The organism is Saccharicrinis fermentans DSM 9555 = JCM 21142 (genome assembly GCF_000517085.1).
Lineage (GTDB): Bacteria > Bacteroidota > Bacteroidia > Bacteroidales > Marinilabiliaceae > Saccharicrinis > Saccharicrinis fermentans.
This window is the reverse complement of sequence record NZ_KI912107.1, coordinates 1,520,053-1,535,038: the sequence shown is the minus strand read 5'-3', so window position 1 is coordinate 1,535,038 and position 14,986 is coordinate 1,520,053. Positions and strand designations below refer to the sequence as shown.

Genomic DNA, 14,986 nt, shown 5'->3' with positions numbered 1-14,986 from the left:
TATAATGATGGATACAAAACAAACAATAATCGTTACCCTATTGCTGTACTTTATCACGAATTTATCAGTAAAAGCGCAGGATTCAGCGAGCATTTTCACGCTGCATGAAATTTTAGAAATAGCGAATAATAACAACACAGAAATACGAAAGAGTTTATACGACATCGAAAGTGCAAAGGCTGATAATCAAAAAGCAAGAGCCACCTATTTACCTTCAGTGGAAGTTTCAGGCACCTATTATTCTACGACGGATCCTTTGAATGCTTTTGGATTCAAATTGCAGCAAGCCATTGTTACGCAAGCAGATTTTAACCCCGATGAATTAAATGATCCGGGAAATATAAATAATTTTCATACACAAATTAAGGTAGAGCAACCATTCATTAATGTAGATGCATGGATGGGAAAGAATGCCGCTATAAAAAAAGTAAAAGCGATCCATTTAAAAAGTGAATACACTAAAAAGCATATTCATTATGTATTGAAACAAACGTATTACGCCTTACAGTTGGCAAAAGGAAGAATAACAGTAATTGAAAAAGCACGCAAAGCTTCGGAGGCTTATTTAAAAATGGCACAAGACAACATGGAACAAGGGTATATGAAAGAAGCGGATGTATTGGCCATAAAAGTAAGGACCTTGGAACTGGAGGCACAATTAAAAGCCGCAATAAACCAAGAACAATCCATGAAAGAATCCCTTAACTTTCTAATAGGAAGAGATATTCATTTACCCTTAGAGGTTGCTGACTCAATTCACAAAGTAGATTTTTCCTTTACTGGCTTTAACTCGGTAAATAACAGAGCAGATGTACTGGCAATGCAGTATGGCATGGAAGCCAGACGGCTGATGAAAAAAAGCGACGCATTTAGCTTTGCCCCCAGGATTAACGCTTTTGCTTTATATAATATGTACGATGCAGATCTGGGTGGTTTTGATGCCGACAGCTATATGTTCGGTATTCATCTACAGTGGAAATTATTTAATGGCGGAAAAAACATTGGTAAATTCAATAAATCAAAGGCCGCGTTTCATAAATCAGAAATAGAATATAAGGAATACCTGGACAAAGGAAATATGGAACTTTTGCAGGCTCAAAGAGATATTGCAGTAAACGAAAGTCAATTAATAACTTATAAAACAGCAGCAGAACAAGCGCGTGAATCATTACGAATTAGAACGAATCGCTATAAAGAAGGAATGGAAAGAACTTCTGACTTATTAATGGCTGAGGCTACATCAGCCGAAAATGAGTTGAAACACTTGAACGCCATCTATAATTATAATATTTCTGTATTCCGGTATGAGCTACTATCTTCGGAATCAACACAATATACTAACAATTAATAAAAATAGTAAATAATAAAACTCAATATAACTATGAATCAGTCTAAATTATTCATGCTAGTAACAGTTGTAGCAATAATACTACACGGTTGTGGCAGTCACGAAACAGAAGAAAGCAATAAAGCAGGCGCTTTGGTTAAAACATCACAGGTTAGGGCATCAGAGGTGCCTAAAACGTACCAATATTCCGGCACTATCGCAGCTGTAAAAAAATCAACAATAAGTACTCGTATTATGGGGCAAATAGATCAGATATATGCACACGAGGGAGATCGGGTAGAAAAGGGACAATTGTTATTGGCCATAAGAAGTAATGATATAATGGCAAAAAAAAGTCAGGTTGAAGCTGGTATTATTGAGGCTGATGCGGCTTATAAAAATGCAGAACGGGATTACAATAGAATAAGTAATTTGTATAAACAAGCAAGTGCTACGCAAAAAGAATTGGACGATGTAAGTATGCATTTTAATATGGCAAAGGCCAGACTAGAAGTGGCTCAAAAAGCAAAAGCTGAGGTAGAAGAAATGATGACATATGCCCATATACGTGCCCCCTATGCTGGTGTAATTACCAATCTTTTTGTGGATGCAGGTGATATGGCCAATCCTGGCTTGCCTTTGTTAGCTGTGGAAGCGCTCGGTGAGTTTGAAGTAATGACCCGGATACCGGAATCTGAAATTGACTTGGTGAGCAAAGGTGATACAGTTTATATAGCGCTAAAAAGCTGTGAAACAAACATCAAAGGATTTGTTTCCCGGGTAAGTAGTTCCAGTATATTGTCTGGTGCTCAGTTCGAAGTTCGCATTTCATTACTTCCAACTAAAATGCAGGAAAAAGCTTTAAGAAGTGGAATGTTTGCGCAAGTGAAATTGAGAAAGGGAAGCAATGAGAAAATCATGATCTCAAAAGATCTAATTGTCAATCGAGGTCAGTTAACTGGAGTCTGGACTGTTGGAGAATCCCAAGCTGCTCTTTTAAGGTGGGTACGACTGGGTAAAAGTGATGCCAATCAGGTGGAGGTACTTTCTGGTCTTTCGGAAGGTGATCTATTGATTGTTGAATGCCAAGAGAGATTGTATGATGGGATGGCTGTAAGATTATAGCATAGCTCAAGCAAATAACTATATTTTAAACACTTGAAACGGACCATTAATAATTGTTCTCACACAAGAGGAGGACATGTACGGTTTGTTACTTGTGCCCATTGAAAATTAAATTTAATCACATGAAAACAGGATTTGCAGGGTCATTGGCCCGAATGTTTATAAAATCAAAACTGACACCTCTTTTAATGGTTGCATTCGTAATCATTGGAATGTACAGTTCATACCTGACCCCTCGTGAAGAGGAGCCGCAAATAGATGTTCCTATTGCCGATATTTTTTTAGGATATCCAGGAGCCAGCCCCCAGGAGGTTGAATCAAGAATTGTTGCTCCCATTGAAAAAGTTATCTCTAACATAAAAGGTGTTGAGTATGTTTATTCTCAATCTATGCCGGAGCAAGCTATGTTGATTGTTCAATTCTATGTAGGTGAAGACATTGAACGTAGTTTGGTGAAGCTTTACAATGAGATCATGAAGAACATGGATCAGATGCCTGCGGGAATTACGCTTCCTTTAATTAAAACAAGGTCTATTGATGATGTTCCTGCCATGGGACTCACATTGTGGAGCGAAACATACGACGATTATCAGTTAAAAAGAGTAGCCCAAGAATTAAATGGGGAAATAGAAAAGATTACCGATATCTCAGAGACCAAAATAATAGGAGGTCGAAACCGTGAGATACAAGTTATTCTTAACAGGGATCGTATGACTGCTGTTCATATGGATCCTTTGATGATTGCTCAACAACTAAAAGCTTCTAATTTACAATCATCATCTGGTTCTTTTAATGAGTATAACAATGAATACTTGGTAACTACAGGTAAGTTCTTGCAGTCGGCCGAAGAAGTAAGTAATTTAGTTATTGGTGTATACCAAAATAGTCCTGTTTACATGCACCAAGTGGCTACAATTAACGACGGACCGGCCTTGCCTAATTCTTATGTTTCTTTTGGATACGGTAAGGCCAGTATGCAAAAAGAGGTTAATCCTGGCGAATATAGTGCTGTAACTATTTCTATTGCCAAAAGACGCGGTGCGGATGCTATGCGATTGGCCCAACAAATTGAGCATAAAATAGACATATTAAAAGGGGAATTACTTCCTAAAGATATCCATGTGGAGGTAACGCGCAATTACGGAGAAACAGCTTCAGAAAAGGTATCTGAATTATTGATGCACCTCCTGGGAGCCATTATTGCTGTAACATTTGTGGTGATGTTGGCCATGGGATGGCGCGGTGGTTTAGTAGTGTTTATTTCGGTACCTATCACTTTTGCTTTAACCATGTTCAGCTACTACTTTATGGACTATACACTCAATAGGATAACGCTCTTTGCTTTAGTTTTTGTAACTGGTATTGTGGTTGATGACTCTATTATTATCGCAGAAAATATGCACCGCCACTTTAAAATGAAACAACTACCATTTTTTCAGGCAGCTCTTAAGTCTATTGACGAAGTGGGTAATCCAACTATATTAGCCACCTTTACGGTGATTGCAGCAGTATTACCCATGGTTTTTGTTTCGGGTATGATGGGGCCTTATATGAGCCCAATGCCCATAGGTGCCTCCATCGCCATGATATTCTCCTTATTGGTTGCCTTAATGATTACGCCTTGGTTGGCATATCGCTTACTAAAGCATGATGAAAGCAACGAAGATGAGAAAGATTATTCTCTGGAGAAAACACTGATATATAGAATCTATGATAAAACCATGCGCCCTATGATTGAACATAAAACCAAACGTTGGGCATTTATTATCACGGTAACCCTTATGTTATTTGGTTCTGCCAGTTTGTTTTTGTTCAAGGCTGTTACTGTCAAAATCTTACCTTTTGACAATAAAAATGAATTTCAAGTTATTGTGGACATGCCAGAGGGAACAACATTGGAACAGACAGCCAATGTGACAAAAGAACTGGCTGCTTTTTTAAGAAATCATGAGTTGGTAACCAATTATCAAACTTATGTAGGTACCTCTGCCCCCATTAATTTTAATGGCTTGGTACGTCATTATGACTTGCGAAAAGGTTCTAATGTGGCCGACATTCAGGTAAATCTCGTTTCTAAAAAAGAAAGAGACCTACAAAGTCATGATATTGCCAAAGCATTGCGTCCTCGATTACAAGAAATTGGAAAGAAATTTAATGCCAATGTAAAAGTAGTGGAAGTTCCTCCCGGACCTCCGGTTATGTCAACTATGGTAGCTGAAATATATGGTCCTGATTACGAATCCCAAAAAGATGTCGCCTTGCAGGTGAAAAAACTATTTGAAACCACTGAGAGTGTAGTTGATATCGACTGGATGGTAGAAGATGATCAAGATGAATATAAATTCAATGTAGATAAGGAAAAAGCCATGTTGGCTGGTATTTCTACACAGCAGATTGTGCACGCCATCCATATGAACCTAAGAGGTACCAAAGTCACCAACTTGTTTGCTGAAAATGATCATGATCAAGTGGGCATTACCTTACGTATGGCTGAGGAAGATCGTAGCGGAATAGAAGATCTGAAAAGTATAAATCTAAAGTCTCAGTATGGTCAAATGGTTGCAATTGGTGATTTGGTGAATATTGAAAAAGCCACGAAAGAAAAGAGCATCTTCCGTAAAAATCAAAAACCTGTTGTTTACGTTACTGCTGACATTGCAGGCAAATTAGAAAGTCCTGTTTATGCCATCATGGATATCTCTGATCGAATGGATGAGATCGTAATTCCGAAAGGATATGAAATCGAAGAATTTTATAATGGGCAACCTTTTGTGGAAAATAATTATGGCTTAAAATGGGATGGTGAGTGGCAAATAACTTATGAAGTATTTCGAGACTTGGGTACCGCATTTGCTGTAGTTCTTCTGATCATCTATATGCTTATTGTGGGCTGGTTCCAAAATCTAAAAGTTCCTTTTGTAATGATGGTAGCCATACCTCTTTCACTGGTTGGAATTGTTGTGGGACACTGGATGCTAAATGCCTTTTTTACTGCAACATCAATGATTGGAATGATTGCATTAGCAGGCATCATGGTCCGAAACTCCATCTTACTTATTGACTTTGTTAATATCCGACTCGCAGAAGGAGCTCCCCTCAAAGAAGCCATTATTGAAGCTGGTGCAGTACGAACAACCCCCATTTTATTAACAGCTGGAACAGTTGTGATTGGCGCTGTGGTTATTTTATTCGACCCTATTTTTCAGGGTTTGGCTATTTCTTTAATGGGAGGTACCATTGCTTCCACATTCCTTACCTTACTTATAGTGCCTTTGATTTACTATATGGCAGAATATAAAAACCATCAAGCCAAGGGAGAGAAAGCTTCCGTTAATGTGGATCCTAAGAGTCATGCTAAAGCAGAATGAATGATCAATTCAAAAACAGCCTTTTAAATATTTAAACACACAATATGTATTTATTTACTTCATTACTAATTACTTAACACTCAAGTCATATGAAACTATTATTTGTTATAACGATAGCTGATTATCGCGAAAAATTGGAAGAGTTTTTTACCAAACAAAATATTAATTCATACAATCTTTTTGACGTAACAGGGGTGAAAAAACCCGATAAAACGCCTCATAGGGCAGGAAACTGGTTTTTTGGTAACAACGCTGCTTCCACCGATAATATTGCTTTTTTTACCGTTGTAGAAGACGCACAGGCCCAAAATATTCTTGAAGATTTGAATCGCTGTAAGGATGAAATTCCTGATTGTAATATCCAAGCTTATGTTTTAAATATTGACAGTAGCTTGTAAAGCATTTATATGTCTACCATATATTAATGGTTACAACATACAGTGCATTTATTAAATAACATTATTAATATAAAATAAAAAAAATGCAAGAAAGAATCGTAAGGGCCATTGCAGGAATATTTATAATAACCAGTGTTCTATTGGCCGTTTATGTAAACATTAACTGGTTATTTTTCACAGGTTTTGTAGGACTTAACTTACTACAATCTTCCATCACCAAATGGTGTTTGATGACTGATATCTTATCCAAATTAGGGGTCCCCAAATAGCAGGTCTGGGTCAAACATAAACTATATTTTAAAAGCGGCTGTCTCAAAAGTATTTTATATAGACGAGACAGCCGCAATACATATTTTTTATTTTACTTTTTTTCTTTTTTCTTTTTTAGCTCTTCCTGCAAAATATCTTCCAGGTCATCATAACAGGAACCACATATTGTAGCAGCATTGGTTTCATCCTGAATATCTTCCACTGTTTTTAGATCCTTTTCATGAATGACCTTTACTAAATCTTGTTTTCTTAACATCATGTGCTTACACACAAAATCTCTATCTTCAAATTTACTCATTTTCTTTTATTTTTTATTTTTAAAATCTCGTAGGGAATTATTTCTTTAATCACCTATTCTTTAATAAATAGTTTATCTTTCTGTACTAAATTCTTGAACAACTAAAACCTCCAGTCACTAATTTGGTTCAATTCGTTAAAGCATACCATATAAAAAGTTAAGGAACTGTTAAAATAGCGTATTTATGGTTTGTTTACATTGTTGATTAACGTTTTTTAACAACCTTAGATTCATGACTGCTCTTTAAAAAACTAATTTTGGAGACCACAAGAAAAAGTAAATTTAATAAATTATAATATTAAAAATCATGGAGCAATCTGTTGATATAAGAGAGTTAAACGAGAGGATCAAAAACGAGAGTTCATTCGTGGATTTATTAACCATCGAAATGAATAAGGTAATCGTGGGCCAGAAACACTTAATAGAGGGTTTGTTAATCGGGTTATTGAGCGATGGACACATTCTTTTAGAAGGGGTTCCTGGCTTGGCAAAGACCTTAGCCATTAACACATTGGCTACTATTGTAGATGCGGATTTCAGCAGAATACAGTTCACTCCGGATTTATTACCTGCTGACTTGCTGGGTACAATGATTTACAGTCAAAAAAATGAAGAATTCATCATTAAAAAAGGACCTATCTTCACTAATTTTGTATTGGCCGATGAGATTAACCGTGCCCCGGCAAAGGTTCAAAGTGCTTTACTTGAAGCCATGCAGGAGCGTCAGGTTACCATTGGTGAAACTACCCACAAATTACAAGAACCCTTTTTGGTGATGGCCACCCAAAACCCTATAGAACAAGAAGGAACTTATCCCCTACCCGAAGCACAGGTAGACCGTTTTATGCTAAAAATTGTCATTGATTATCCTCAAAAAGAGGAAGAACAAATGATTATACGCCACAACTTGGCTCAATCATTTCCTAAAGCATCCTCAATATTAAAACCTGATGATATTTTACGGGCACGCGAAGTGGTCAAAGATGTGTATATGGATGAAAAAATAGAGAAATATATTGTTGACATTGTTTTTGCTACACGTTTTCCGGAACAATATAACCTGGAAAAGTATAAAGAAATGATTTCCTATGGCTGTTCTCCACGAGCTAGTATCAGCCTGTCTATGGCAGCCAAAGCATATGCTTTTATTAAACGCAGAGGTTATGTGATTCCCGAAGATGTACGTGCCGTTTGTCATGATGTAATGCGTCATAGAATCGGCCTGTCCTATGAGGCTGAAGCTAACAACATTACGTCAATAGATGTGATTAATGATATATTAAATACCATTGAAGTGCCATAGTAAATTTTAGCATTCAAGTTAAAATTTAAAAGGTTTATAAAATGCTTTCTCATTTGATAAAGCATCCTAAAAAACAACAAACACTATGGAAACAGCAGAGCTTTTAAAGCGGGTTCGACAGATAGAGATTAAAACCAGGGGGCTGTCCAATAATATATTTGCAGGTGAGTACCATTCTGCCTTTAAAGGAAGGGGTATGACCTTTAGCGAAGTACGTGAATATCAGTACGGTGACGACATCCGCAATATTGACTGGAATGTAACAGCTCGTTTTAATCATCCTTACGTAAAGGTTTTTGAAGAAGAAAGAGAACTCACGGTTATGCTTCTTATTGATGTGTCAAGCTCCAGAGATTTTGGCACATCCTTTAAATACAAAAAGAATATTATCACTGAAATTGCGGCTGTCTTGGCCTTTTCGGCCATTCATAACAATGACAAGATAGGTGTTATATTTTTTTCTAATAAAATTGAGAAATTTATTACGCCACAAAAGGGTCGTAAACATATATTACATATCATTCGGCAACTAATTTCTTTTACACCAGAAAACAAAACCACCAATATTGGTGAGGCATTGAGATATTTGACCAATGCCATTAAAAAGAGATGTACAGCTTTTGTTATTTCTGATTTTATTGACGAAGATTTTGAAAATCCGCTGAAGATTGCCAATCAAAAGCATGATGTGGTGGCTTTAAAAATTTATGACAAACGAGAAACAGAAATGCCTTCGGTTGGCCTGGTAAAAATGAAAGATGCAGAAACAGGTCAGTACTCCTGGATTGATACGTCCAACATGAATGTGAGGAAAGCTTTTTATCGATGGTGGAAAGAGAATGATGAAAATACAAAAGCTATTTTTAGAAAGTGTGGTATTGATAATACTTCAATTAGAACCGACGAAGATTATGTAAAGTCACTAATGTATTTATTTAAAAAACGAATGTAATGAAAGGATTGACACTTGTGATTACAATCAAGCGTTTCTGTCTCAGGATTTTGATGGTGGCATCACTATGGGTATTGCTCGGTTATAACGCTATTTCCCAACAAGTAAGTGTTACCGCTACCTTGGATTCTGCCATGATATTGATTGGAGGACAAATGGATTTAAAACTTGAGGTGAGTCAACCTGCTGGTTTACTGGTCAACTTTCCGCATCTTACAGATACGATCACAAAAAACATTGAAATAGTTGAAAAGGGACAGGTAGACAGTTTAAAGCTCGACAATGACCGTTTGGTACTTTCTCAACTTTTCAGAATTACCTCATTTGACAGTGGCTTACATTATATTCCTCCCATTGAATTTGAAGTCATTCAAAACGAAGTGAGGAACGTTGCTGCATCTAACGCTTTAAGTTTGATGGTAGTAAATCCTTTTAAGGAGGTAGACCCCGAAAAAGGGGTGACAGATATCAAAGGGCCGCATGGTGCTCCTTTTAAAATAGAGGAAATTCTCGATCTTATATACTTGTATGGAGGTATAGCTCTGGCTCTTGGATTACTCATTTGGCTCTTTATATATTTACGCAAAAAACGCAACGGAGAAGGACGAACCTTTATCAAAGCAAAACCCAAAGAACCTGCGCATATTATTGCCCTTCGTGAGTTAGATAAGATAAAGGATGCAAAACTTTGGGAGCATCATAAGGTTAAAGAGTTTTACACCCAGGTTTCCAATATTATTCGTGCTTATATTGAGCACAGGTATGACCAACCAGCCATGGAGTTAACATCCATTGAAATTTTTAATGCAATCAAATATTTAGATATCGATAAAAAATCGATGGAGCAACTTAGGCAGGTGCTGGAATTAGCCGACTTGGTAAAGTTTGCAAAGTTTGATCCTTTGGCAGATGAAAACGCATTGACCTTAATGAACGCCTATTTCTTTGTGAATCAAACAAAAAAAGAAGAAATGAAGACATTGGAAGAAGTAAAGGAAACAATGTTAGAAAACAATGCGGAGGAGAACAGCTCGGATAAAAAGTAAAACAGGTTATTGCATAACAATCATATAATGAATAATATTAATTTTTTACATCCGGATTATTTTTACTTATTACTGGTATTAGTACCTATGATAGGTTGGTATATCTGGAAACATAAAAGTGCCCAGGCTTCGCTACAAATATCTACTTTAAAAGGCTTTAGCGCAGCGCCCACATCTTGGAAAGTTCATTTACGGCACTTGCCGGTTGTTTTGAGGTCGTTGGCCATTGCTATGATTGTAGTGGTATTGGCGCGCCCACAGTCTACCAATAGTTCCAGAGACGTCATCACGGAAGGAATAGACATTGTGATGACGATGGATATTTCATCGAGTATGGAAGCCTTAGATTTTAAGCCCAACCGATTAGAAGCCGCCAAAGATGTGGCCTCACAATTTATCTCGGCACGTGAAAACGATAAAATTGGAATGGTCATTTTTGCTGGTGAAAGCTTCACCCAATGCCCCTTAACCACAGATAAAGTGGTATTGATAAATATGATGAAGGATATTAAAACACATATGGTGGAAGATGGAACCGCCATTGGTTTGGGGCTGGCAACGGCGGTTAATCGTATTAAAGACAGCCAAGCCAAATCAAAAGTAATTATTCTATTAACGGATGGAGTAAATAACCAAGGGGAGATAGCCCCACTCACAGCTGCCGAAATAGCCAAAACATTTGGCATCCGGGTTTATACAATTGGAGTTGGAACCAAAGGTATTGCCCAGCGTCCTGTACAAACGCCCTATGGTACACGCTTAATAGAAGAAGAAGTTAAGATTGATGAAGAGATGATGCAAGAGATTTCTAATATCACAGGCGGACAGTATTTTAGAGCTACTAATAAAGATGGGCTAAAGCACATTTACGAAGAAATTGATCAACTGGAAAAAACCAAGATTGAGGTGAAGGAGTACACCAAACGTTCAGAAAAGTATATGCTCTGGGCAATTCTCGCAGCCTTATTTATATTGTTGGAGGTGTTTTTAAAAAGCACGGTGTTACGTAACCTACCATAAATAAAAGAAAATCATCATGTTTAGATTTGAACATACAGAATTATTATATCTATTGGCTATTATACCCATTTTAGCCTTTGTCAGTCTGATCATCGGACGAAGAAGGAAAAAAGCACTGGAAAGGTTCGGAAATCCAGCATTACTAGAACCTCTTATGCCTGGTGCTTCTTCGGTGCGTCCTATCATTAAGTTTTACTTGATGTTGTTGGCTTTGACAGCCATCATACTCACATTAGCAGGACCTCAGTTTGGCACTAAATTAGAGACCGTGAAACGCAAAGGGATAGAAATTATCATTGCTTTGGATGTTTCCAATAGTATGAATGCACAAGATATTCAACCCAGTAGATTAGACAGAGCCAAAAGAGCAATTTTTCAATTGGTTGATAAGCTACAAAATGATAAAGTAGGTTTGGTTGTATTTGCAGGACAAGCTTATACACAGTTACCCATAACAACCGATTATGCCTCAGCTAAGATGTTTATCTCATCGATTAATACAGGCATTATTCCAACGCAAGGAACGGCCATTGGCGCGGCTATAAATCAATCTGTTCGTTCATTTACTTCACAAGAAGATATCAATCGGGCGATCATAGTTATCACCGATGGAGAAAATCATGAAGATAATGCTATTCAAGCAGCACAAGCAGCCGCTGAAAAGGGCATTAAAGTATATACGGTTGGAATGGGACTTCCTAAAGGATCTCCAATTCCGGTTCCTGGCGGAAGTAAAAACACCTTTATGAAGGATAACCAAGGCAATGTGGTCATCTCAAAACTTAACGAAGGAATGTTGGTTGAAATAGCGAATGCAGGTGATGCAGAGTTTATCGCTGCCAATAATATCCGAAAAGGAATGAACGATTTGGTTGATCACCTTTCAAAGTTAGAAAAGTCAGAAATGGAAGCTAAAATTTATACTGACTATAAAAATCAGTTTCAGTATATGGCTCTATTTGCTCTTCTTTTTCTGTTAATCGATTTCATTGTATTAGAGCGCAAGAACAAATACTTGAGTAAAATTAAACTGTTCGAAGAGGAGGACGAGAAATGAGAACTTTATTGACCATTATTATACTATTATGTGCAGTTACAATCTTTGCACAAAAAGAACGTAAGTTTATTCGTAGCGGAAATGATGAATATGACAATGGCAAATTCATTGAATCTGAAATTGAATACAAAAAAGCTTTGGAAAATTTAAAAGAAGGAGAATCCTCTTTTGAAGCAGAATTTAACTTGGGAGATGCCTATTTTAAACAGGAAAAATTCGAGGAGGCTTTGAATCAGTTCAAAGGAATCAATCAGGAAAATTTAAGCAAAGAGCAAAAAGCGCAAGTACAACACAATATGGGCAATGCCTACTTAGCAAAGAAGGATATAGATAATGCCATTCATTCTTACAAGGAAGCTTTAAAAAATAACCCTTTGGATGATGAAACACGATATAACCTGATTGCTGCCATGAAGATGAAACAGGAACAGGAACAAAACAAAGACCAGGATAAAGACCAAAACAAAGATCAGAATAAAGACCAGAACAAAGATCAAAATAAAGACCAGGACAAGCAGAATCAACAAAAACAAGATTCCGATGGAGATGGTATTCCTGACCAGAAAGAAAAAGAGGATCAAAACGGTCAGCAAAATAAAAACCAGGATACGGATAAAGATGGTATACCCGATTATCAGGACAAGGATTCTGATAATGATGGCATACCTGATAAGAAAGAGGCCGGAGAAAATCCAGAAGAACCCAAGGATTCAGATGGGGACGGAATTCCAGATTATAGAGACACCGATTCCAACAATGATGGAACACCAGATAGTCAAGATCAGCAAGCTCAACCGAATGACCAGATATCCAAAGAGGATGCGCAACGAATTTTAAATGCACTAAATCAGGATGAACAGGAATTACAGGATAAGATGAAGAAAATAAAAGGTGAGGCGAACAAAAACATTGAAAAAAACTGGTAAGCACCCAGCAGCGTTTAACTAGATAAATATTCTATTTTTGCACAAGAATTTCAATTTTGAGATAATGCACAAATTAAAAAACATATTATTTATGGTTCTTCTGTTTTCCATTTATGGAAACATGGGAGCTCAGGATGTTCAATTTACAGCAAAGGCAAAGCAATCTGTATTAGCCGGAGAGAAATTTCAGCTCATTTTTTCAGTCAACGAGGAAGGCGAAGATTTCAGACTACCTCCTTTATCTGATTTCACGGTGTTAATGGGTCCCAGCGTTATGACCAGTTCAAGTACACAAATCATTAACGGGAAGGTATCCAGAAACAGACAGTATACTTATACTTACATTTTGAAAGGGGATAAAGTTGGTAAATACACCATTAATCCCGCACAAATAACCATAAAAGGTAAGAAGTATACCAGTAATAAAATTAATATTGAAGTCATTAAAAATGACGGCTCTCTTCAAAAACAACAGCAGCAATCATCAGATGCTAATTTTTCTAATGATGACTTATTTATTAGGGTTATTAACAATAAAAAAAGCATTTATCAAGGCGAGCCACTCGTACTAACTACTAAGATTTATACCCGCATTGACCTGGATAATGTTTCAGATATCAAACATCCTGATTTTAGAAATTTTATTGTTCAAGATCTGTCGGATGCAAGTAATATTGAATGGTCGTATGAGTATGTTAATAACAAACAATACAGAGTTGGAACTTTTGAACAAAAGGTACTGTATGCACAAAAAACAGGCGTGCAAAACATCTCTCCCACTGAGATTGAGTTTTTGATTAAACAAAGAGTACGCCGAAGGTCAGCAAATATATTTGACGAATTTTTCGACAATAATTATCGAATTGTTAAGAAACGTGTAAAATCAAAACCTATACAAATTACGGTTAAACCATATCCGGCAGGCCGACCTCGGGATTTTTCCGGCGCAGTAGGTCAGTTGAATATGAAAGTACTTACCTCTGCCAATAAAGTAAAGGTAAATGATGGTATTACTATCAAAGTAGTAATATCTGGCACAGGGAATCATAAGTTAATGTCATCTCCGACTTTTAATTTCCCTACCGATTTTGATGTATTTGACCCAACTCCTAAAAACAATTTTAAGAACACGGTGGCTGGTATGAAAGGAACAAAGACCTTTGAGTATCTGATAATACCAAGATTTCCAGGTAAGTTCACCATAGATCCGTTGAACTTCTCATACTTTGATTATAAATCGAAGAGTTTCAAAACTATTTCATCTCAACCCATTGTTATTGAAGTAGAAAAAAGTGGTGAAGGTGAAGAATATACCGGGGGAACATACAGTCCATCTGTAGTGAATCGTGAAGATGTAAAATTTGTAGGAAAAGACATCCGTTTTATTAAAACCGGTAATCCAAACTTGAAACCCAAAGGAACCTTCCTATTTGGTTCTATGTTGTTTTATCTGGGATACATTATTCCGGTACTAATATTTATGATAGTTTTTGTATTATACAGGAAGCGTATGCATGAAAACGAAAACTTACATTTGGTTAAAAATAAAAAAGCCAATAAAATGGCGCAAAAACGGTTAAAAAAATCTTCGGCTTTTCTGAAGGCCAAAGATCATGAGGCATTCTATGATGAAGTTTTAAAAGCTCTATACACCTATTTAAGCGACAAACTATATTTACCTGTAAGTGAATTGAACAAAGACAAGGTAAGCATGCTCATCGAGGAACGTGGAGTTGAATCGGAAGTAAAAGATGAACTGATATCCATACTTGATACTTGTGAGTTTGCTCGCTTCTCGCCCGAATCAGGAGCCAGCGAAGAAATGGATAAGTTGTACAAGAGGGCTTTAAGCAACATCAGTAAGTTGGATAACCAAATAAAAAAATAGCGAGTAAC

The 14,986-nt window shown here is 36.8% G+C and carries 13 protein-coding genes; 12 read left to right on the top strand and 1 reads right to left on the bottom strand.

From position 1 onward, the window contains the following. The first annotated feature begins 4 nt into the window (after nt 1-4). The 5 genes from CYTFE_RS0106195 to CYTFE_RS0106175 all read left to right on the top strand — a co-directional run bounded on the left by CYTFE_RS0106195 (nt 5) and on the right by CYTFE_RS0106175 (nt 6,487). Nucleotides 5-1,348: a TolC family protein gene (locus CYTFE_RS0106195; protein ID WP_162150072.1), complete on the top strand. Its 1,344-nt coding sequence runs from the start codon at nt 5-7 to the stop codon at nt 1,346-1,348. 33 nt (nt 1,349-1,381) lie between these two features. Continuing rightward, on the top strand, nt 1,382-2,452 hold the full coding sequence (locus CYTFE_RS0106190; protein WP_044212294.1) for an efflux RND transporter periplasmic adaptor subunit: 1,071 nt from the start codon (nt 1,382-1,384) through the stop codon (nt 2,450-2,452). Between the two features lie 122 nt (nt 2,453-2,574). Continuing rightward, nucleotides 2,575-5,820: an efflux RND transporter permease subunit gene (locus CYTFE_RS25250; RefSeq protein ID WP_044212293.1), complete on the top strand. Its 3,246-nt coding sequence runs from the start codon at nt 2,575-2,577 to the stop codon at nt 5,818-5,820. An 89-nt stretch (nt 5,821-5,909) separates the two neighbouring features. Continuing rightward, nucleotides 5,910-6,218, top strand: a complete 309-nt coding sequence (locus tag CYTFE_RS0106180) for a hypothetical protein (protein WP_027471104.1) — start codon at nt 5,910-5,912, stop codon at nt 6,216-6,218. Between the two features lie 83 nt (nt 6,219-6,301). Then, nucleotides 6,302-6,487 (top strand): YgaP family membrane protein, encoded by a 186-nt coding sequence (locus CYTFE_RS0106175; RefSeq protein ID WP_027471103.1) that lies wholly within the window; start codon nt 6,302-6,304, stop codon nt 6,485-6,487. Between the two features lie 92 nt (nt 6,488-6,579). On the opposite strand, the gene CYTFE_RS0106170 is transcribed toward CYTFE_RS0106175, so the two are convergent. Beyond that, nucleotides 6,580-6,786, bottom strand: a complete 207-nt coding sequence (locus CYTFE_RS0106170) for a (2Fe-2S)-binding protein (protein WP_044212292.1) — start codon at nt 6,784-6,786, stop codon at nt 6,580-6,582. Nucleotides 6,787-7,093: 307 nt separating this feature from the next. On the opposite strand from CYTFE_RS0106170, the gene CYTFE_RS0106165 reads away from it, so the two are divergent. The 7 genes from CYTFE_RS0106165 (at nt 7,094) to CYTFE_RS0106135 (ending at nt 14,978) form a co-directional block, all read left to right on the top strand. After that, on the top strand, nt 7,094-8,089 hold the full coding sequence (locus tag CYTFE_RS0106165) for an AAA family ATPase (RefSeq protein ID WP_027471101.1): 996 nt from the start codon (nt 7,094-7,096) through the stop codon (nt 8,087-8,089). Nucleotides 8,090-8,174: 85 nt separating this feature from the next. Next, nucleotides 8,175-9,041: a DUF58 domain-containing protein gene (locus CYTFE_RS0106160; RefSeq protein WP_027471100.1), complete on the top strand. Its 867-nt coding sequence runs from the start codon at nt 8,175-8,177 to the stop codon at nt 9,039-9,041. Beyond that, nucleotides 9,041-10,087 (top strand): hypothetical protein, encoded by a 1,047-nt coding sequence (locus CYTFE_RS0106155; RefSeq protein ID WP_235208031.1) that lies wholly within the window; start codon nt 9,041-9,043, stop codon nt 10,085-10,087. Before CYTFE_RS0106160 ends, CYTFE_RS0106155 begins: the two co-directional genes overlap by 1 nt. Nucleotides 10,088-10,114: 27 nt before the next feature. Continuing rightward, nucleotides 10,115-11,107 carry a vWA domain-containing protein gene (locus CYTFE_RS0106150; RefSeq protein ID WP_200871245.1) on the top strand — a complete coding sequence of 331 codons (993 nt, stop codon included), beginning with the start codon at nt 10,115-10,117 and terminating at the stop codon, nt 11,105-11,107. Nucleotides 11,108-11,123: 16 nt separating this feature from the next. Then, the gene (locus CYTFE_RS0106145; RefSeq protein WP_027471097.1) at nt 11,124-12,164 is read left to right on the top strand and encodes a vWA domain-containing protein; all 1,041 of its coding nucleotides are present in this window, start codon (nt 11,124-11,126) and stop codon (nt 12,162-12,164) included. Continuing rightward, the gene (locus CYTFE_RS0106140) at nt 12,161-13,090 is read left to right on the top strand and encodes a tetratricopeptide repeat protein (protein ID WP_027471096.1); all 930 of its coding nucleotides are present in this window, start codon (nt 12,161-12,163) and stop codon (nt 13,088-13,090) included. The genes CYTFE_RS0106145 and CYTFE_RS0106140 overlap by 4 nt, the downstream gene beginning before the upstream one ends. A 64-nt stretch (nt 13,091-13,154) precedes the next feature. Then, nucleotides 13,155-14,978, top strand: coding sequence for a BatD family protein (locus tag CYTFE_RS0106135; protein ID WP_027471095.1), 1,824 nt, complete (start codon nt 13,155-13,157; stop codon nt 14,976-14,978). Nucleotides 14,979-14,986 lie beyond the last annotated feature (8 nt).

What these genes read in the sequence shown, in the direction of transcription:
- CYTFE_RS0106195 (WP_162150072.1), top strand. Translation starts at nt 5, where the DNA reads ATGATGGATACAAAACAAACAATAATCGTTACCCTATTGCTGTACTTT.
- CYTFE_RS0106190 (WP_044212294.1), top strand. Translation starts at nt 1,382, where the DNA reads ATGAATCAGTCTAAATTATTCATGCTAGTAACAGTTGTAGCAATAATA.
- CYTFE_RS25250 (WP_044212293.1), top strand. Translation starts at nt 2,575, where the DNA reads ATGAAAACAGGATTTGCAGGGTCATTGGCCCGAATGTTTATAAAATCA.
- CYTFE_RS0106180 (WP_027471104.1), top strand. Translation starts at nt 5,910, where the DNA reads ATGAAACTATTATTTGTTATAACGATAGCTGATTATCGCGAAAAATTG.
- CYTFE_RS0106175 (WP_027471103.1), top strand. Translation starts at nt 6,302, where the DNA reads ATGCAAGAAAGAATCGTAAGGGCCATTGCAGGAATATTTATAATAACC.
- CYTFE_RS0106170 (WP_044212292.1), bottom strand. Translation starts at nt 6,786, where the DNA reads ATGAGTAAATTTGAAGATAGAGATTTTGTGTGTAAGCACATGATGTTA.
- CYTFE_RS0106165 (WP_027471101.1), top strand. Translation starts at nt 7,094, where the DNA reads ATGGAGCAATCTGTTGATATAAGAGAGTTAAACGAGAGGATCAAAAAC.
- CYTFE_RS0106160 (WP_027471100.1), top strand. Translation starts at nt 8,175, where the DNA reads ATGGAAACAGCAGAGCTTTTAAAGCGGGTTCGACAGATAGAGATTAAA.
- CYTFE_RS0106155 (WP_235208031.1), top strand. Translation starts at nt 9,041, where the DNA reads ATGAAAGGATTGACACTTGTGATTACAATCAAGCGTTTCTGTCTCAGG.
- CYTFE_RS0106150 (WP_200871245.1), top strand. Translation starts at nt 10,115, where the DNA reads ATGAATAATATTAATTTTTTACATCCGGATTATTTTTACTTATTACTG.
- CYTFE_RS0106145 (WP_027471097.1), top strand. Translation starts at nt 11,124, where the DNA reads ATGTTTAGATTTGAACATACAGAATTATTATATCTATTGGCTATTATA.
- CYTFE_RS0106140 (WP_027471096.1), top strand. Translation starts at nt 12,161, where the DNA reads ATGAGAACTTTATTGACCATTATTATACTATTATGTGCAGTTACAATC.
- CYTFE_RS0106135 (WP_027471095.1), top strand. Translation starts at nt 13,155, where the DNA reads ATGCACAAATTAAAAAACATATTATTTATGGTTCTTCTGTTTTCCATT.